16 protein-coding genes are annotated in these 17,340 nt (G+C 64.1%); 14 read left to right on the forward strand and 2 right to left on the reverse strand.

The features are described from left to right. The first annotated feature begins 438 nt into the window (after positions 1-438). From XH80_RS26190 to lpxB, 14 genes are all read left to right on the forward strand, one after another. The gene (locus XH80_RS26190; protein ID WP_057756082.1) at positions 439-1,434 is read left to right on the forward strand and encodes a 30S ribosomal protein S2; all 996 of its coding nucleotides are present in this window, start codon (positions 439-441) and stop codon (positions 1,432-1,434) included. Between the two features lie 135 nt (positions 1,435-1,569). After that, on the forward strand, positions 1,570-2,493 hold the full coding sequence (gene tsf, locus XH80_RS26195) for a translation elongation factor Ts (RefSeq protein WP_057756080.1): 924 nt from the start codon (positions 1,570-1,572) through the stop codon (positions 2,491-2,493). A 61-nt stretch (positions 2,494-2,554) separates the two neighbouring features. After that, complete coding sequence (gene pyrH / locus XH80_RS26200) at positions 2,555-3,271, forward strand: UMP kinase (protein WP_271601062.1); 717 nt, start codon at positions 2,555-2,557, stop codon at positions 3,269-3,271. A gap of 66 nt (positions 3,272-3,337) precedes the next feature. After that, on the forward strand, positions 3,338-3,901 hold the full coding sequence (gene frr, locus XH80_RS26205; protein ID WP_057756077.1) for a ribosome recycling factor: 564 nt from the start codon (positions 3,338-3,340) through the stop codon (positions 3,899-3,901). 11 nt (positions 3,902-3,912) lie between these two features. Beyond that, positions 3,913-4,671 carry an isoprenyl transferase gene (locus XH80_RS26210; protein WP_271601063.1) on the forward strand — a complete coding sequence of 253 codons (759 nt, stop codon included), beginning with the start codon at positions 3,913-3,915 and terminating at the stop codon, positions 4,669-4,671. Continuing rightward, complete coding sequence (locus tag XH80_RS26215; protein ID WP_271601064.1) at positions 4,668-5,510, forward strand: phosphatidate cytidylyltransferase; 843 nt, start codon at positions 4,668-4,670, stop codon at positions 5,508-5,510. Before XH80_RS26210 ends, XH80_RS26215 begins: the two co-directional genes overlap by 4 nt. A 4-nt stretch (positions 5,511-5,514) precedes the next feature. Then, positions 5,515-6,738 carry a 1-deoxy-D-xylulose-5-phosphate reductoisomerase gene (gene dxr / locus XH80_RS26220; protein ID WP_057756072.1) on the forward strand — a complete coding sequence of 408 codons (1,224 nt, stop codon included), beginning with the start codon at positions 5,515-5,517 and terminating at the stop codon, positions 6,736-6,738. A 44-nt stretch (positions 6,739-6,782) separates the two neighbouring features. Further along, a complete protein-coding gene (gene rseP, locus XH80_RS26225; RefSeq protein ID WP_271601065.1) occupies positions 6,783-7,934 on the forward strand; it encodes an RIP metalloprotease RseP in 1,152 nt (383 codons plus the stop codon). A 174-nt stretch (positions 7,935-8,108) separates the two neighbouring features. Then, positions 8,109-10,643 (forward strand): outer membrane protein assembly factor BamA, encoded by a 2,535-nt coding sequence (bamA, locus tag XH80_RS26230; RefSeq protein ID WP_271601066.1) that lies wholly within the window; start codon positions 8,109-8,111, stop codon positions 10,641-10,643. Between the two features lie 172 nt (positions 10,644-10,815). After that, positions 10,816-11,883, forward strand: coding sequence for a UDP-3-O-(3-hydroxymyristoyl)glucosamine N-acyltransferase (gene lpxD, locus XH80_RS26235; RefSeq protein WP_271601067.1), 1,068 nt, complete (start codon positions 10,816-10,818; stop codon positions 11,881-11,883). Further along, entirely contained in the window at positions 11,880-12,341 is a 462-nt protein-coding gene (gene fabZ / locus XH80_RS26240; protein ID WP_057756061.1) for a 3-hydroxyacyl-ACP dehydratase FabZ, read from the forward strand. The genes lpxD and fabZ overlap by 4 nt, the downstream gene beginning before the upstream one ends. A 173-nt stretch (positions 12,342-12,514) precedes the next feature. Beyond that, on the forward strand, positions 12,515-13,306 hold the full coding sequence (gene lpxA, locus XH80_RS26245) for an acyl-ACP--UDP-N-acetylglucosamine O-acyltransferase (protein WP_271601068.1): 792 nt from the start codon (positions 12,515-12,517) through the stop codon (positions 13,304-13,306). Positions 13,307-13,325: 19 nt separating this feature from the next. Then, entirely contained in the window at positions 13,326-14,183 is an 858-nt protein-coding gene (locus tag XH80_RS26250; RefSeq protein ID WP_271601312.1) for an LpxI family protein, read from the forward strand. Beyond that, positions 14,180-15,364 carry a lipid-A-disaccharide synthase gene (gene lpxB / locus XH80_RS26255; protein WP_271601069.1) on the forward strand — a complete coding sequence of 395 codons (1,185 nt, stop codon included), beginning with the start codon at positions 14,180-14,182 and terminating at the stop codon, positions 15,362-15,364. The genes XH80_RS26250 and lpxB overlap by 4 nt, the downstream gene beginning before the upstream one ends. A 57-nt stretch (positions 15,365-15,421) precedes the next feature. Here the strand turns inward: lpxB and XH80_RS26260 are convergent, their stop codons facing one another. After that, positions 15,422-16,486, reverse strand: coding sequence for a G1 family glutamic endopeptidase (locus tag XH80_RS26260; RefSeq protein WP_271601070.1), 1,065 nt, complete (start codon positions 16,484-16,486; stop codon positions 15,422-15,424). After that, positions 16,483-17,301, reverse strand: coding sequence for a phosphatase PAP2 family protein (locus tag XH80_RS26265; protein ID WP_271601071.1), 819 nt, complete (start codon positions 17,299-17,301; stop codon positions 16,483-16,485). Before XH80_RS26265 ends, XH80_RS26260 begins: the two co-directional genes overlap by 4 nt. Positions 17,302-17,340 lie beyond the last annotated feature (39 nt).

The following is a 17,340-nucleotide window of genomic DNA, read 5'->3' on the forward strand; positions in this document are numbered from 1 at the left end:
CCCGCCACCGCGGGTGGCCGCGCCGCCGCCTCCGCCGCCGCATCCGCCAGTTGCAGCCGCGCGACCCGCTCCGCCGCCTCCGCCGGTGGCCAGGCCGGCTCCGCCGCCGCCACCACGAATGGCGGTCGCGCCACCGCCTCCGCCGCGACCAGTCGCCCCACCGCCGCGACCGCCTGCGCCGCCCCCGCCAGCGGCGAAAAAATGCCCGCCCAACCAGCCGAAGTGCTAGCGGGCAGGGCGGAAATCCCGGAAAGGGCCTTTCGCGGGCGGTAAAAGCCCCGAAAGGCCCTTATTTCCTTGCTTCTGGCCGAAATGGCGCTATATAGCGCGCCATCTCACACGGAAGCATGGCTCACAAGGCCGTCCGGTGGCAGCCGGGGCGACATCGCTCCGTTTTGCTCACACGCTTCCGGAGGAACCAACCGGAGAATTCAAACGATGGCACTGCCCGATTTCACTATGCGTCAGCTGCTCGAAGCTGGCGTGCACTTTGGTCACCAGTCGCACCGCTGGAATCCGAAAATGGCTCCGTTCATTTTCGGCACCCGTAACAACATCCATATCGTCGACCTCGCCCAGACCGTGCCGATGCTGCACACGGCCCTTCAGGCCGTCAGCGACACGGTTGCCAAGGGCGGCCGCATCCTGTTCGTCGGCACCAAGCGCCAGGCACAGGACGGCGTCGCCGACGCTGCCAAGCGTTGCGCGCAGTATTTCGTCAATTCGCGCTGGCTCGGCGGCACGCTGACCAACTGGAAGACGATCTCGGCCTCGATCAAGCGCCTGCGTCACCTCGACGAAGTGTTGGCCGGCGGCGAAGCCAATTCCTACACCAAGAAGGAGCGCCTCACGCTGCAGCGCGAGCGCGACAAGCTCGACCGCTCGCTCGGTGGCATCAAGGACATGGGCGGTCTGCCCGACATGATCTTCGTGATCGACACCAACAAGGAAGACATCGCGATCCAGGAGGCCCAGCGTCTCAACATCCCGGTTGCCGCGATCGTCGACACCAATTCCGATCCGAAGGGCATCACCTATGTGGTGCCGGGCAATGACGACGCCGGCCGAGCGATCTCGCTCTATTGCGACCTGATCGCGCGCGCGGCGATCGACGGCATCTCGCGCGCTCAGGGCGAGTCGGGCGTCGACATTGGCGCGTCGGTTCGTCCGGTCGCCGAAGAGCTGCCGGCCCCGTCCTCGAGCGGCTTCCAGGGTCTTGCCGGTCCGCGCGGCACCGCCGACGACCTCAAGAAGCTCCCGGGCGTGTCGGGCGCGATCGAGAAGAAGTTCAACGACCTCGGCATCTTCCACTACTGGCAGCTCGCCGAGCTCGACCACGACACCGCGCACACGATCGGCGAAGAAGTCGGTCTGCCGAGCCGCGCGGATGCCTGGGTGGCCAAGGCCAAGGCACTGACCGCGGAAGCGGAATAGTCAAAACGGCGATAGGTTGGCCGGACGGGATCCGGCCACCATTCATTCAGTTGACGCGAATTCCTGAGATGGACCGCGGCGGGGCAATTGGAAGCCACGCCGCGGCAAACCGGCAGGCAAGAAGGATTTTCAACGATGGCAACGATCACAGCTGCGATGGTCAAGGATCTGCGCGAGTCGACCGGCGCAGGCATGATGGACTGCAAGGCCGCGCTGACCGAGAACGACGGCAACATGGAAGCCGCGCAGGACTGGCTGCGCAAGAAGGGCCTGTCCAAGGCCGCCAAGAAGTCGGGCCGTGTCGCGGCCGAGGGCCTCATCGGCGCGCTCACCAAGGGCAACAAGGGCGTCGTGGTCGAGGTCAACTCCGAGACCGACTTCGTTGCGCGTAACGGCCAGTTCCAGGGCCTCGTCAAGATGATCGCCCAGGTCGCGTTCGACACCGGCGCCGATGTCGAGAAGATCAAGGCCGCCAAGGTCGGCGACGTCACGGTCGAAGCCGCGATCAACGATGCGATCGCCACCATCGGCGAGAACATGACGCTGCGCCGCGCTGCTTCGCTCGAAGTGAGTCAGGGCGTGGTGTCGAGCTATGTCCACGGCGCGGTCGTCGATGGCGCCGGCAAGATGGGCGTGATCGTCGCGCTGGAATCGCCCGGCAAGGCTGACGAGCTCGCAAGCCTCGGCCGCCAGATCGCCATGCATGTCGCGGCCGCCAACCCGCTTGCGCTCGATCCCAGCGGTCTCGATCCGGCCGTCGTCAAGCGCGAGAAGGACGTGCTCGCCGACAAGTACCGCCAGCAGGGCAAGCCCGAGAACGTGATCGAGAAGATCGTCGAGTCCGGCCTGAAGACCTACTACAAGGAAGTCTGCCTGCTCGAGCAGGCCTTCATCCACGATACCGGCAAGTCGGTGGCGCAGGCGGTGAAGGAAGCCGAAGGCAAGGTCGGCGGTACCGTGAAGATCGCCGGCTTCGTGCGCTATGCTCTCGGTGAGGGAATCGAGAAGCAGGAATCGGACTTCGCGGCTGAGGTCGCGGCGGCCAGCGGCAAGAAGTAAGCGCTGGAACACCTCCTTCCGGCGTGCCGCCGGAAGCGGCGCCCGGACGAGGAAAGTGCTCATGACTGATCCGGTCTATCGTCGCGTCGTGATCAAGCTGTCCGGCGAATATCTCGCAGGACAGCAAGGCTTTGGCATCGATCAGCCGACCATGGACCGGGTTGCCGACGATCTGATCGCGGCCCGCCAGCTCGGATGCGAGGTGGCGGTCGTGATCGGCGGCGGCAATATCTTTCGCGGCGTCGAGGTCTCCTCCCGCGGCGTCTCGCGCACGACCGGCGACACCATGGGCATGCTTGCCACCATGATGAACTGCCTCGCGCTGGAAGCCACCATCGAGCGCAAGGGCGCGCCGGCGCGGACGCTGTCGGCGTTTGTCATGCCCGAGATTTCCGAGCTGTTCACGCGCACCGCGGCGCACAAATACCTCGCCGAGGGTCGAATCATCGTGCTCGGTGGTGGCACCGGCAATCCGTACTTCACCACGGACACGACGGCCGTGCTGCGGGCCGCCGAGATCGGCGCCGAGGCGGTGCTGAAAGCCACCAATGTCGACGGCGTCTACTCGGCCGATCCGAAGCAGGACCCTTCGGCCAAGCGGTTCGACCGGCTGACGCATTCGCAGGCGATCGAGGGCGGCTACAAGGTGATGGATGCGACCGCCTTCGCACTTGCCCGCGAGACGTCGCTGCCTATCATCGTATTTTCGATCGCGGAACCCGGTTCGATCGGCGCGATTCTGCGCGGTACCGGCCACGGGACTGTTGTCGCCGGCTGACGACTCGTTCTGGCGCCCCGAAGCAGGGGCGCGGTGAGGTCGCCGGAACATTGAAGGAGAAACGTGATGGCCACGGGTAATTTCGACCTCAACGAAGTGAAGCGCCGCATGCAGGGCGCGGTCGCATCGCTCAAGCATGAACTTGGCGGACTGCGGACGGGCCGTGCATCGGCCTCGATGCTTGATCCGGTGCAGGTCGATGCCTATGGCAGTCACATGCCCCTCAATCAGCTCGCCACCGTCAGCGTGCCCGAGCCGCGCCTGATCTCGGTGCAGGTCTGGGACAAGTCGATGGTCAAGGCCGTCGAGAAGGCGATCGTCGATTCCAATCTCGGACTGTCGCCGGCAACCGAGGGCCAGGTGCTGCGCCTGCGCATCCCCGAGCTCAACGAGGAGCGCCGCAAGGAGCTCGTCAAGGTCGCGCACAAATATGCCGAGGCCGCCAAGGTCGCCGCGCGTCACGTCCGCCGCGACGGCCTCGATGTGCTCAAGAAGCTCGAGAAGAATCACGAGATGTCGGAGGACGACCAGAAGCGTCACGCCGACGAGGTGCAGAAGGCCACCGACGGCACCATCGCCGAGATCGACCAGCTGCTGGCCGCCAAGGAAAAAGAAATCCTCACCGTTTAAGGCCTTTTTCCATGTCCAACGCCGCCGCGCCCGCAACGGACGGACCTGATCGGTCCGATGTGCCTGCGCATGTCGCCATCATCATGGATGGCAACGGGCGTTGGGCGGCCGCGCGGGGTCTGCCGCGGGCCGAAGGCCATCGCCGCGGCGTCGAAGCGCTGCGGCGTGTGGTGCGGGCCTCGCACGAGCTCGGCATCCGCTATCTCACCATCTTCTCGTTCTCGTCCGAAAACTGGTCGCGACCGGCCAGCGAGATCGGCGATCTCTTCGGTCTGCTCCGCCGTTTCATCCGCAACGATCTGGCGAGCCTGCATCGCGACGGCGTCAAGGTACGCATCATCGGCGAGCGCGCCGGCCTCGAGGGCGACATCTGCGCGCTCCTCAACGAGGCCGAGGAATTGACGCGCGAGAACACCCGCCTCACGCTCGTCGTCGCCTTCAATTACGGCTCGCGGCAGGAGATCGCGAAGGCCGCGCAGAAGCTCGCTCGCGAAGTCGCCGACGGCACGCGCGATCCTGCCACGATCGACGCCGACGCACTCGGCGCCCATCTCGACGCGCCCGACATTCCCGATCCCGATCTCATCATCCGCACCAGCGGCGAGCAGCGCCTCTCCAACTTCCTGATGTGGCAGGCCGCCTACAGCGAACTCGTCTTCGTGCCGGTCCACTGGCCGGATTTCGACAAGGCGGCGCTGGAAAGCGCTGTCGCCGAATTCGCCAGGCGCGAGCGCCGTTTCGGCGGCCTGGTTGCGAAATCAGCCTCGTGAGCGAACCCGACGCCGCACCTGCGGGCACGACGCCTGCTTCGAACAATCTGGTGATGCGAGTTCTCGCGGCGCTGGTGCTGGCGCCGATCACGCTGGCGCTTGCCTATGCCGGCGGCTGGCTGTGGGCGCTGCTCGTCACCCTGATCTCGATCGGGCTGTTCACGGAATGGCTGATGGTGGTGGGTGCAAGCTCGACCGCTCTGACCGGGGCAGGGACCATCGTCCTTGCCATGATGGGCTTGTGCGTTGCCGCCGGCGCGCTCAAGACTGCCGTCATTGTCGGCTGCATCGGCGGCGCGATCGTGACGCTGATTGGGCGCGGCAAGTTCATCTGGGCCGCGACCGGATTTGCCTATGCAGCGGCGGCGCTGCTGGCCTCGATCCTGGTGCGGAAGGATCTCGTGCACGGCTTCGCCGCGCTGATGTTCGTGCTGCTCGTGGTGTGGGCGACCGATATCGGCGGCTACTTTGCCGGCCGCGGGATCGGTGGGCCGAAGCTTTGGCCGCGCGTCAGCCCGAAGAAGACCTGGGCCGGCGCGTTCGGCGGCTTTGTGGCGAGCCTTGCGGTTGCAGGCGGCTTTGCCGCTTTCGGCATCGGAAAGGCGGTGCCATTGCTGTTCGTCAGCGCCGTCCTGTCGGTGGTCTCGCAGGCGGGCGACCTGTTCGAATCCGCGGTTAAAAGGCGCTTCGGCGTCAAGGATTCCAGTCACTTAATTCCCGGCCATGGCGGGCTATTGGACCGTCTGGACGGCTTTGTCGCCGCCATCCTGGTGGCATGGATTATCGGCTTTCTCCGCCATGGTGTGCATAGCGCCGGAAGCGGTCTTATGGTTTGGTGACGATATGAGCGCAGTCCCATTGCGTAATAACAGGCTTGCTGCGACCGACATCCGCAGCGTCACGGTCCTCGGCGCCACCGGCTCGATCGGCGACAGCACGATGGATCTGCTGCGCGCTTCGCCCGAGCGCTACCGCGTCGAGGCGCTGACGGCGAACAGCAATGTCGAAGCACTGGCAAAACTCGCCAGGGAATTCTCCGCGCGCTTCGTTGCGATCGCAGACAGCACCAAGCTCGCCGACCTGAAGGCCGCACTCGCGGGCACGAGCACGGAATGCGGCGCCGGCGAAAGCGCGGTGATCGAGGCCGGCGCGCGTCCGGCCGACTGGGTGATGGCCGCCGTCAGCGGAGCAGCCGGGCTGAAGCCAGCTCTCGCCGCGGTCGATCGCGGCGCGCATGTTGCGCTCGCCAACAAGGAATGCCTGGTCTGCGCCGGTGATTTCTTCATGCAGCGCGCGGCGAAGGCGGGCGCCTGCATTCTGCCTGCGGATTCCGAGCACAATGCGCTGTTTCAGGCGCTGGCCTCGGGCAATCGCGACGAGCTGGTCCGCGTCATCATCACGGCATCGGGCGGCCCGTTCCGGACCTGGAAGCCCGCGGACATCGAGCAGGCGACGCTCGAGCAGGCCCTCAAGCATCCGAACTGGAGCATGGGGCAGAAGATCACGATCGATTCCGCCTCGATGATGAACAAGGGCCTCGAGGTGATCGAGGCGTCCTATCTGTTCGCGCTGTCGCCTGACGAGATCGACGTGCTGGTGCATCCGCAGTCGATCATCCACGGCATGGTGGAGTTTTCGGACCGCTCGGTGATGGCCCAGCTCGGCTCGCCCGACATGCGCACCCCGATCGCCCATTGCCTTGGCTGGCCCGACCGGATCAAGGGGCCGGCGGCCAAGCTTGATCTGGCCAAGATCGGCCAGCTCACCTTCGAGGCGCCCGACTTCGAGCGGTTCCCCGGACTTCGCCTGGCGTTCGAGTCGCTCCGGACCGGGAAGGGGGCAACCACTGTCTTCAACGCCGCCAACGAGGTTGCGGTCGCAGCCTTCATCGCCGGCAAGATCCGCTTCGGTGCCATCGCCCGCCTGGTCGAGGCGACGTTGGAGGACTGGGTCCGGGGCGGGAACCAGGGACCGATGACGTCAGCGGATGATGCAATAAACGTTGACCATGTTGCGCGAAATAAAGCTGCCGCCCTGTTGCCTCAAATTGCCTTAAAGGCATCCTAGATGGTTCGGGGCCAGGGCCTTGCGGCGCTGGATGAGGGAATTCGATGATCGACTTTTTTACCCATAGTTTCAATACGTTGAGCCATGGGCTCCTCGGCTACGTCGTTCCCTTCCTGTTCGTCCTGACCATCGTCGTGTTCTTCCATGAGCTCGGCCATTTTCTGGTCGCGCGATGGGCAGGCGTTCGGGTGCTGACCTTCTCGCTCGGCTTCGGACCCGAGCTGGTCGGATTCAACGACCGCCACGGCACGCGCTGGAAGATCTCGGCGATCCCGCTTGGTGGCTACGTCAAGTTCTTCGGTGACGAGAGCGAGGCCTCGACGCCGTCGGCCGCGACGATGGAAGCCATGACGGCGGAAGAGCGCGCCGGCAGCTTCCATCACAAGAAGGTCGGCCCGCGCGCCGCCATCGTCGCCGCCGGACCGATCGCCAATTTCATCCTCGGCGCCCTGATCTTCGCAGGCATGGCGCTGTATTACGGCAAGCCAAGCACGATCGCGCGCGTGGACGGCGTCGTCGCCGACGGTGCCGCGGCTGCCGCGGGCTTCAAGGTCGGCGACGTCGTCGTGCAGATCGATGGCAAGCCGATCGAGAGCTTTGCCGACATGCAGCGCATCGTTGCGACGAGCGCCGGTTCAGCCCTGGTTTTCCAAGTGAAGCGGGATGGTTCGGTGGTGTCGCTGACGGCGACGCCGGCGCTGCTCGAGCGCAAGGATCCGTTCGGCAATAGTCACAAGGTCGGCGTGCTCGGTGTCGAGCACAAGTCGCAGGCCGGGGAAGTTTCGACCTCGCCGGTCGGGGTCGGCGAGGCGCTCAAGATCGGGGTCGAGCAGGTCTGGTTTATCATCACCAGCACCTTCAAGTTCCTGGGGTCGCTGTTCGTCGGGCAGGGCAATCCGAACGAGGTCAGCGGCGTTCTCGGCATCGCCAAGATGTCGGGGCAGGCGGCCAGTGCCGGGTTCCAGTTCGTGATCAATCTGTGCGCGGTGCTGTCGGTCTCGATCGGCCTTCTGAACCTGTTCCCGATTCCGCTGCTCGATGGCGGTCACCTTCTGTTCTACACGGCCGAGATCGTCCGTGGCCGTCCGCTGTCCGAGCGGACCCAGGAGATGGGGTTCCGAATCGGGCTTGGTCTGGTGCTGATGCTGATGGTCTTTGCGACCTACAACGACATCCTACGGATGGCCGCTTCCTGATCGGGGCTTTTTTGTGGCGTTGCTGTTAGGCAACGTCTTGGAATGAAATTGAAATTACCCTGTCAGCTGCCGTTTGCGATGTCGGGGAAATTGGCTACAAGCGGCTAGAACTTGGGGAATCTCCCAGACCGGCTTTGGGGTTGGGTCTGGTAAGTTGATAAGGGCGCGTTGCGCATGAAGTTTGGACTGCGACTCCGGGGGGGCTTGCTCGCAACCCTGATCATGTTCGGCGCGCCGGTGGTTGCCCCGGTTGGGGCTGTTTTGGTGTCTTCGTCTGCGCTCGCCCAGACCGTGCAGTCGATTTCCGTCGAAGGAAATCGCCGCGTCGAGGTGGAGACGATTCGGTCCTATTTCAAGCCTGGCCCCGGCGGGCGCCTCGATCAGGGCGCTATCGATGACGGCCTCAAGGCACTGATCGAGACCGGCCTGTTCCAGGACGTGAAGATCAACCGCGGCGCCGGCGGCCAGCTGATCGTCTCGGTTGTGGAAAACCCGGTGATCGGGCGCATCGCGTTCGAGGGCAACAAGAAGATCAAGGACGAGCAGCTCACCGCCGAAGTGCAGTCCAAGGCGCGCGGCACCTTCTCCCGCGCCATGGTGCAGTCGGACACGCTGCGAATCGCCGAGATCTATCGCCGCTCCGGCCGCTATGACGTGACCGTCACGCCAGAGATCATCGAGCAGCCGAACAACCGCGTCGATCTCGTCTTCACGATCAACGAAGGTGCCAAAACCGGCGTCAAGTCGATCGAGTTCGTCGGCAACAACGCGTTCTCCTCCTACCGCCTGCGCGACGTCATCAAGACACGCGAGACCAATCTGCTGAGCTTCCTCGGCAGCGGCGACGTGTACGACCCCGATCGCGTCGAGGCCGACCGCGACCTGATTCGCCGCTTCTACCTGAAGAACGGCTTCGCCGACGTCCAGGTCGTGGCCGCGCTCACCGAATACGATCCGGAGAAGAAGGGCTTCAACGTCACCTTCAAGATCGAGGAAGGCCAGCAATATCGCGTCGGCACCGTCGATTTCCGCACCAGCATCCCGAACTTCGACCCAACCACCTTGCGCTCCTTCTCGCGCGTCAATGTCGGTTCGCTCTACAACGTCGAGTCGGTCGAGAAGTCGGTCGAGGACATGCAGATCGAAGCCTCGCGCCGCGGCTTTGCCTTCGCGGTGGTGCGTCCGGCCGGCGATCGCAATTTCGATGCGCATACCGTCGCCGTCGTGTTCAACATCGACGAGGGGCCGCGCACCTACATCGAGCGCATCAACATCCGCGGCAACACCCGCACCCGCGACTACGTGATCCGTCGCGAGTTCGACCTCTCGGAGGGCGACGCCTACAACCGTGCGCTGGTCGACCGCGCCGAGCGCCGCCTGAAGAACCTCGACTACTTCAAGACCGTGAAGATCACCACGGAGCCGGGTTCATCCAGCGACCGCGTGGTCCTGATCGTCGATCTCGAAGAGAAGTCGACCGGCGACTTCTCGGTTTCGGGCGGTTACTCCACCACGGACGGTGCGCTGGCCGAAGTCTCGGTCTCCGAGCGTAACCTGCTCGGCCGCGGCCTGTTCGCCAAGGCGTCGGTCACCTACGGCCAGTATGCGCGCGGCTATTCGCTCTCGTTCGTCGAGCCGTATCTGTTCGACTATCGTATCGCGCTGGGCCTCGACCTCTATCAGCGCCAGCAGCTGTCGAACAGCTACATCTCCTACGGCACCAAGACGCTCGGCTTCTCGCCGCGTCTCGGCTTCTCCTTGCGTGAAGATCTGTCGCTGCAGCTGCGCTACTCGATCTACCGGCAGGAAATCACGCTGCCGTCCTATCTGGCGAACTGTAACAACATCCCGACATCGGGCGCGTTCAATCCGAGCCCGGCCTACGCTGCCGTCAACGGCATTGATCTGACCTCGACCAACGGCCTCGGCTGCTACAGCGACGGCGAGGCTTCGCTGCCGGTCCGCAAGGAGCTTGCGAACGGCAAGACGCTGACCTCGGCGCTCGGCTACACGCTGACCTACAACACGCTCGACAACAACAAGAACCCGACCGACGGTCTGCTCGTCGACTTCAGGCAGGACTTCGCCGGTGTCGGCGGCGACGTCTCCTACCTGAAGACCGCCTTGGACGCGAAGTACTACCAGTCGCTGGTGTCTGATCTCGTCGGCCTCGTCCATCTCCAGGGCGGTGTCCTGAACAAGGTCGGCAGCAAAGACCTGCGTATGCTGGATCACTTCCAGATGGGCCCGAACCTCGTCCGCGGCTTCGCGCCGAACGGCATCGGCCCGCGCGACATCAACCCGTATGACACGCAGGACGCGCTTGGCGGCACCAAGTACTGGGGCGCTTCGCTCGAATTGCAGATGCCGTTCTGGTTCCTGCCCAAGGAAGTTGGTCTGAAGGGCGCGGTCTACGCCGACGCCGGCGGTCTGTACGACTATAAGGGCCCGACGACCTGGGCGCTGACAGGCGAAACCACGACGACCCAGAACTCGAACTGCACCGCGTCGACGATCAATCCAAACACTCCGGGAACCTGTACCGGCCTGGTCTACGATGACAGCAAGGTTATCCGGTCGTCGGTCGGTGTCGGCTTGATCTGGGCTTCGCCGTTCGGGCCGCTGCGCTTCGACTACGCAGTGCCGCTCACCAAGGGCAAGTATGACCGTACGCAGGAATTCCGGTTCGGCGGCGGCACCTCGTTCTAATTCGATCGGCAGGGCGTGACCGGCCGCTTGGGAATTCCCTCCAGGGATTTCTCCAAGGATTTCTCCAAGGTTTCCTTGGGGCCGGCCGCCAAAAAGATCGTGCTCAATCCGTGAGATAAGGCATGATGCGGCCTGACCGCTTCATGCCGAAGCCGGACCGCGACGGGGTGGAATGGCACAGCCGACTTTCTTCAAGAAACCGCCTGCTACGGCGCTGGCCGATATCGCCACGCTGACCAAGGCGCAACTGGTCGATCCTGGCAGGGGCGGTCATGTCATCACGGGTCTCGCTTCGCTGGACGAAGCCGGCCCGATGCATCTGGCGTTCTTCGACAACCTCAAATACGCCGATGAGCTCAAGGCGACCAAGGCTGGTGCCTGCCTGGTGAGCCCGCGCTTCGAGGCGCAGGTGCCCGCGCATACGGCCGTGCTGCGGGTGGCGCAGCCGTTCCGGGCCTTCGTCAGGATCGCCCGGGAATGGCACGCGGACGCATTGCGCCCGCAGTCCTGGTTCGGCAATGACGGCATTGCGGCATCGGCCATCATCGACCCGTCGGCACGGCTGGAGGACGACGTCATCGTCGAGCCGCTGACCGTCATCGGTCCTGATGTGGAGATCGGCAGCGGCACCGTGATCGGGGCAGGCGTCGTCCTCGGGCCGGGCGTCAAGATTGGCCGCGACTGCAATGTCGGCGCGCGCACGGCCATCCAATGCGCGCTGATCGGCAACAATGTGCTGATCCACCCCGGCTGCTCGATCGGCCAGGACGGCTACGGCTTCATCTTCTTCGGCCCCGAGGGCCATTTGAAGGTGCCCCAGACCGGTCGTGTGCTGATCCAGAACAATGTGGAAGTCGGTGCCGGCACCACCATCGATCGCGGCTCGCTGCGCGACACCGTGATCGGGGAGGGCACCAAAATCGACAATCAGGTCCAGATCGGCCACAATGTGACGATCGGCCGTAATTGCCTGCTGGCGGCCCAGATCGGGCTCGCGGGCAGCCTGACCATCGGCGACAACGTGGCGCTGGGAGCGAAGGTTGGTATCAACAATCACCTCAAGATCGGCGATGGAGCCCAGGTGACCGCCATGAGCGCGGTCAAGGACGACATCCCGCCGGGGGGACGCTGGGGCGGGCATTTCGCCAAGCCGACCAAACAATGGTTCAAGGAGATCATCGCGGTGGAGCGTCTGGTACGCGACAGCAAGACCGATCCGAAGGATGAGGGACGGGAATGACGGAGGAATCACCGATCAAGTTTGCGCTGGTGGACATCAATGCGATCCTCCAGACCCTGCCGCACCGTTTTCCGATGCTGCTGATCGACCGGGTGATCAACATCCGCGCTGATTACAGCGGCATCGGCATCAAGAACGTCACCTTCAACGAGCCAGCTTTCCAGGGGCATTTCCCCGAGCGTCCGGTCTATCCCGGCGTCATGATGATCGAGGCGATGGCGCAGACCGCAGGCGTGATCGGCATCAAGTCGGTCGAGGGCACCGAGAAGCCGCGGGCGGTGTATTTTCTCACCATCGACAAGTGCAAGTTCCGCAAGCCGGTGCTGCCAGGCGATACCATCGAGTATCACATGCGCTCGCTCGGCCGCCGCAAGGCGATGTGGTGGTTTCACGGTGACGCCAAGGTCAACGGTCAGGTCGTCGCCGAGGCCGATGTCGGAGCCATGCTGACGGACTGAGGGCGCGAATGGCGAGTGGGGAACGGCGAAGACGGCCTTCCATTCGCCACTCGCCTCCCGAAACACGCCGAGATCATACGTCACTGGACAGATCGGGCGCAGTCACGCTAACAGGCGGAAAGCCGAGCAAGTTCAACACATAGTCAGACCTTGTTGATAAGTAAGATCGCTTGATGAGTAAGATCGACCCCACCGCGCGGGTGGAAGACGGCGCCGTGATCGGCGAGGGCACCGAGATCGGGCCCTTTTGCATCATCGGTCGCAACGCCCGGATCGGGGCCAATTGCAAGCTGCTCGGACAGGTCACCGTTATCGGCCACACCACGCTCGGCGACGGCTGCGTGATCTCGCCCTTCGCGGTGCTCGGCGGCGCGCCGCAGGACCTCAGCTACAAGGGCGAGCCGACCACGCTCGAGATCGGTTCCGGCAACGTCATCCGCGAGGGTTCGACGATGAATGTCGGCACCGTCAAGGGCGGTGGCAAGACGCGCGTCGGCAACGACGGCTACTTCATGAACAACAGCCATGTCGGCCACGATTGCGTGGTCGGCAACAACGCGATCTTCGCGACCTCGGCGACGCTCGGCGGCCATTGCGAGATCGGCGATGCCGTCTATATCGGCGGGCTGTCCGCGGTGCATCAGTTCACCCGCATCGGCTCCTATGTGATGGTCGGCGGCCTCTCGGGGGTGCGCGACGACATCATCCCGTATGGGCTCGCCAACGGCCAGTATGCGGTGTTGGAGAGCCTCAATTTGATCGGCATGAAGCGGCGCAAGTTCACCAAGCAGCGGCTTGCCACGGTGCGTGCGTTCTACCAAAAACTCTTTCACGGCCCCGGCACGTTCGCCGAGCGTCTGGAGGCGGTGCAGCCGCTTGCAAGCGAAGATCCCGCGATCGCCGAGATCCTCGGCTTCATCGGCAAGGGCAAGCGCCCGCTCTGTCTTCCGACCATCGAGAAGTGATCCTGGCATGGCCGCGGACATGACATCGGCGGCATCAGGGATTTCATCGCCGGTCGGCGTTGTCGCCGGCGGCGGCGCCATGCCGTTCGCGGTCGCCGACTCGCTCGCCGCGCGCGGCATCACGCCGGTGCTGTTTCCATTGCGCGGCGCCTGCGATCCGGTGCAGGTCGAGAAATTCCGCCATCGCTGGATCTCGGTCGGCCAGCTTGGCCGCGCCATGCGGCTGTTCCGCGAGGAGGGGTGCCGCGACCTGATCTTCATCGGCACCTTGGTGCGGCCCTCGCTCACCGAGATTCGCTTCGACATCAAGACGCTGCGATTGCTCGGCAACGTCATCCGTGCGTTCCGCGGCGGGGACGATCATCTGTTGTCAGGCGTCGGGCGGATCCTCGAGCAGGACGGCTTTCGCATGGTCGGCATCAAGGACGTCGCGCCCGACCTCCTGATGCCCGAGGGCTGCATCAGCCGCGCCTGGCCGGCGGACAACGCCAAGGGCGACATCGAGCGCGGGCGCGCGGTGCTCACGGCGCTCGGGCCGTTCGATATCGGGCAGGCCGCGGTCGTGATCGATGGCCATGTGGTGGCGGTCGAGGATATCGAGGGCACCGATGCGCTGCTGGCGCGGGTTGCTCGCCTGCGCGAGGAGGGCCGCATCCGCGCGGCCACGAGGCGCGGCGTGCTGGTGAAGGCGCCGAAAAGCGGCCAGGACCTGCGCTTCGACCTGCCGACGATCGGCCCGCGTACGATCGAGGGCGTCGCCAGGGCCGGCCTTGCCGGTGTCGCTGTGATCGCCGGCAATACCATCGCTGCCGAGCCGCAGGCGATGATCGCGCTTGCCGACGCCAAATATCTTTTCGTTGTTGGTGTGCCGGCGTGATGCAGGTCCGCGATCCCATCAGGAAGATCTTTCTGATCGCGACGGAGGAATCCGGCGACCGGCTGGGTTCGGCGCTGATGAAGGTACTGCGCCAGCGGCTTGGCGATGGCGTTCAGTTCGAAGGCGTCGGCGGCCTCACCATGGCGCGCGAGGGGCTGGAGACGCTGTTTCCGATCGAGGAGTTGTCGATCGTCGGCCTGATCGCGCCGCTCATGCGATTGCCAAGGATGTTGCGGCTGATCCGCGAGACAGCGGATGCCGTGACTGAGGCCGCGCCCGACGCGCTCGTCATCATTGACAGTCCCGATTTTACCCACCGGGTCGCTCGCCGCGTGCGTTCGCGCAACCCGGCGATCCCGATCGTCGATTACGTCTCGCCTTCGGTATGGGCCTGGCGGCCGGGCCGGGCGCGCGCGATGCTCGGCTATGTCGATCACGTGCTCGGGCTGCTGCCGTTCGAGCCGCAGGAATACCGCAAGCTCGGCGGACCGCCATGCAGCTATGTCGGCCATCCCCTGATCGAGCAATTGGCCTCACTGCGGCCGAATGCGGAGGAGCAGGAGCGTCGCGAGGCCGAGCCGCCGGTGCTTCTTGTGCTGCCCGGCAGCCGGCGCAGCGAGATCCGGCATCATCTCGACGTGTTTGGCGCCGCGCTCGGCCGGTTGCAGGCCGAGGGCCGCGCGTTCGAACTGATATTGCCGACGATGTCGCATCTGGAAACCACCGTCCGCGAGGGCGTAGCCGCCTGGCCGGTCAAGCCGCAGATCGTGATCGGCGAGACCGAGAGGCGCGCCGCTTTCCGCATCGCGCATGCAGCGCTGGCGAAATCCGGCACGGTGACGCTCGAACTCGCGCTGTCGGGCATCCCGATGGTGACGGCCTATCGCCTCGGCGCCGTCGAGGCCTTCATCCTGCGCCGCGCGATCCAGGTGTCTTCGGTGATCCTCGCCAATCTCGTGATCGGCAAGGATGTGGTCCCCGAATTCCTGCAGGAAGACTGCACGCCCGAGAAGCTCGCCGGCGCGCTGTCCGAGGTGCTGACCGAGACGCCGATGCGCCGCCAGCAGGTCGAAGCCTTCGCACAGCTCGACACCATCATGTCGACCGGCAACACATCGCCGAGCGTGCTCGCCGCCGACATCGTGCTCGCGACGATGCGCAAGGGGCGACGAACGAGCTAGCTGGCGGCTTGCGACCTGAGCCGAGTCAGTCTCCTCGACGTGCCGGAAAGATCGTGTTCAGCCCACGAACCTGGTTCGTAGGGTATGCTCGTCCAGTTTTTCCGGTTTGGACAGTGGCGCGATCCGATGCGGATTGTCGCGGATCTCGATCATTTTGATCAGTCTGGCATTCTCCAGATCTTGAAGCTGATAGCCGATTCCGCCCGTGCCCGCGAGCGCGAAGCAGTCGTCGAACGTTGCCATGCCATAATCGGGCAAACGATAAAGGTCGGTAGAATGCAAGATGGTTGGGCGCTCCGTGACCCATTCTGCCGTAACGCCTCGCGCCGGAAATTCGACTGGAGATCCGCCCGGGTAGAGAATCGGAAGCGTCGGCGCAAGGAGATCGACCGAAAGCGACTTTCCGCCTTGCGTTTCATTCTTGATGAAAAACCGGACGTGGTCTTGCGATATAACGGTGAGCACACATCTGACATAGTCTTCCGGTTGCAGCGGAAAGTTGGGGAGCATCCACGGGCCAGTGTCGCGGTCACCGCGAAACCACCATTGAACCCATGCTTCCGCCGAAGGCGGGCCAACGCTGCCGTCATTGGCAACCACGATCTTTTGCGTCGTCCCCATCTGCGGCAGCGAATTATCGAAGCGCCGATGACCATCGATCCCGATCCAGGTCGAACAGCGATAATCGCCCGGCGCAGGTGAGGGAGCAGTCGGCTTGGGTACCTGCCAGGCCCCCCACATCTGTGTGAACTGGGTGCCCTCCGTGGCCGCTATACACGCGCCCGACCAATTGAAGCTGGTTTCGTGACGGCCGGGATAGCCCGAGCCCAAACGACCGCGGTTGACACGAAAGTCGGTCGCGGAGCCCGGGTAGATCAGAGGCAGAACTTCGAGAGGCTTCGAAAGAAGCTTGACCCATAGCGTCTCTGCCCTGCGTCCCGCTGCCAGGGGCGGCTTGGGCGGAAGCCGGAAGAATTCGAGCTCCCGCACATCGGCTTTCAGCGCATCGAAGTCTTTGGGTGGCGGTGGCGGTGGCAGCAATATCTGCCGACGCAAACTCGCGTTCAATTCCTCCCGCGTAGGAAGCATGTGTTGCTCGACACCACTCGCGCGCGCGCTCATGGCCACTCGTCCTGAGCAGCTTCGATCAAGTCAGCAAAACTCGGCACCGAGGTTTGGTCGATCAAAATATTGTAGATGTCATCGGCCAATTGAACGCCGGCGTTGGTGTCATTCGGGTAGTGGAGCCCGGCGATCTCACGGTTTCGCGCGATCCGATCGGCGAGGACGGTGAGATCATTCGCCATCGGCTGCACCGACGCTGGTATCACCAACTTCAGGCAGAGTGCGACCAAATGCGCCTGGGTCGAGTGCCCGCTGGGATAGGAAGCGTGGCCGGGAACCTGAATCGGCGGCAACAGCGCGGGGCAGATTTGCGACGGCCGTGGCCGCTTGTAGTAGGCCTTCCAATACATCACGACATGGAGCGCGATCAGACTTGCCGTCGTCATCACGCGACAGGTGCTTGGATGCGAGCTTGGCGTTACGTTGAGAAGCGCCATAAAGTAGCTTAGAAACTCGTCGTTCTGCGCAAATATTTCGCCGAGCGCATCCGCCCGCTCATCTTTGGCCATTGTTACGAGCGTGTCGATCTCGGCTCCGGTGCTCGCATAGTTTGGTTGGGCAACCGTGATGGTGCTCCACCCGTCGTTAATGGCGAATTCGGCCAGCAGCCGCCAGGCGAACCAGTCCGCGGTCCAACTCCGGTCCGGGAACTCGGTGACAGTGGTGCGGTAGGTGCTGACGCCCGGTTCTGTAATGAACGGCAGGTCCACGCGATCCGGAAAGATCCAACCGCCGCCCGAGCCCGCATTGCCGACGTTTCCCGCATTCCCAGCATTGCCTGCGTTTCCTGCATTCCCGGCGTTGCCTGCCATCGCAGCCTCCCAATGATTTGCCGTCTATCTCTTGCTAAA

The organism is Bradyrhizobium sp. CCBAU 45384 (assembly GCF_028128665.1).
In the GTDB taxonomy this organism is placed as follows: Bacteria; Pseudomonadota; Alphaproteobacteria; order Rhizobiales; family Xanthobacteraceae; genus Bradyrhizobium; species Bradyrhizobium manausense.

Excerpts from the sequence above, each read along its gene's own strand:
- XH80_RS26190 (WP_057756082.1), top strand. The coding sequence starts at position 439 with ATGGCACTGCCCGATTTCACTATGCGTCAGCTGCTCGAAGCTGGCGTG.
- tsf (WP_057756080.1), top strand. The coding sequence starts at position 1,570 with ATGGCAACGATCACAGCTGCGATGGTCAAGGATCTGCGCGAGTCGACC.
- pyrH (WP_271601062.1), top strand. The coding sequence starts at position 2,555 with ATGACTGATCCGGTCTATCGTCGCGTCGTGATCAAGCTGTCCGGCGAA.
- frr (WP_057756077.1), top strand. The coding sequence starts at position 3,338 with ATGGCCACGGGTAATTTCGACCTCAACGAAGTGAAGCGCCGCATGCAG.
- XH80_RS26210 (WP_271601063.1), top strand. The coding sequence starts at position 3,913 with ATGTCCAACGCCGCCGCGCCCGCAACGGACGGACCTGATCGGTCCGAT.
- dxr (WP_057756072.1), top strand. The coding sequence starts at position 5,515 with ATGAGCGCAGTCCCATTGCGTAATAACAGGCTTGCTGCGACCGACATC.
- rseP (WP_271601065.1), top strand. The coding sequence starts at position 6,783 with ATGATCGACTTTTTTACCCATAGTTTCAATACGTTGAGCCATGGGCTC.
- bamA (WP_271601066.1), top strand. The coding sequence starts at position 8,109 with ATGAAGTTTGGACTGCGACTCCGGGGGGGCTTGCTCGCAACCCTGATC.
- lpxD (WP_271601067.1), top strand. The coding sequence starts at position 10,816 with ATGGCACAGCCGACTTTCTTCAAGAAACCGCCTGCTACGGCGCTGGCC.
- fabZ (WP_057756061.1), top strand. The coding sequence starts at position 11,880 with ATGACGGAGGAATCACCGATCAAGTTTGCGCTGGTGGACATCAATGCG.
- lpxA (WP_271601068.1), top strand. The coding sequence starts at position 12,515 with ATGAGTAAGATCGACCCCACCGCGCGGGTGGAAGACGGCGCCGTGATC.
- XH80_RS26250 (WP_271601312.1), top strand. The coding sequence starts at position 13,326 with ATGACATCGGCGGCATCAGGGATTTCATCGCCGGTCGGCGTTGTCGCC.
- XH80_RS26260 (WP_271601070.1), bottom strand. The coding sequence starts at position 16,486 with ATGAGCGCGCGCGCGAGTGGTGTCGAGCAACACATGCTTCCTACGCGG.
- XH80_RS26265 (WP_271601071.1), bottom strand. The coding sequence starts at position 17,301 with ATGGCAGGCAACGCCGGGAATGCAGGAAACGCAGGCAATGCTGGGAAT.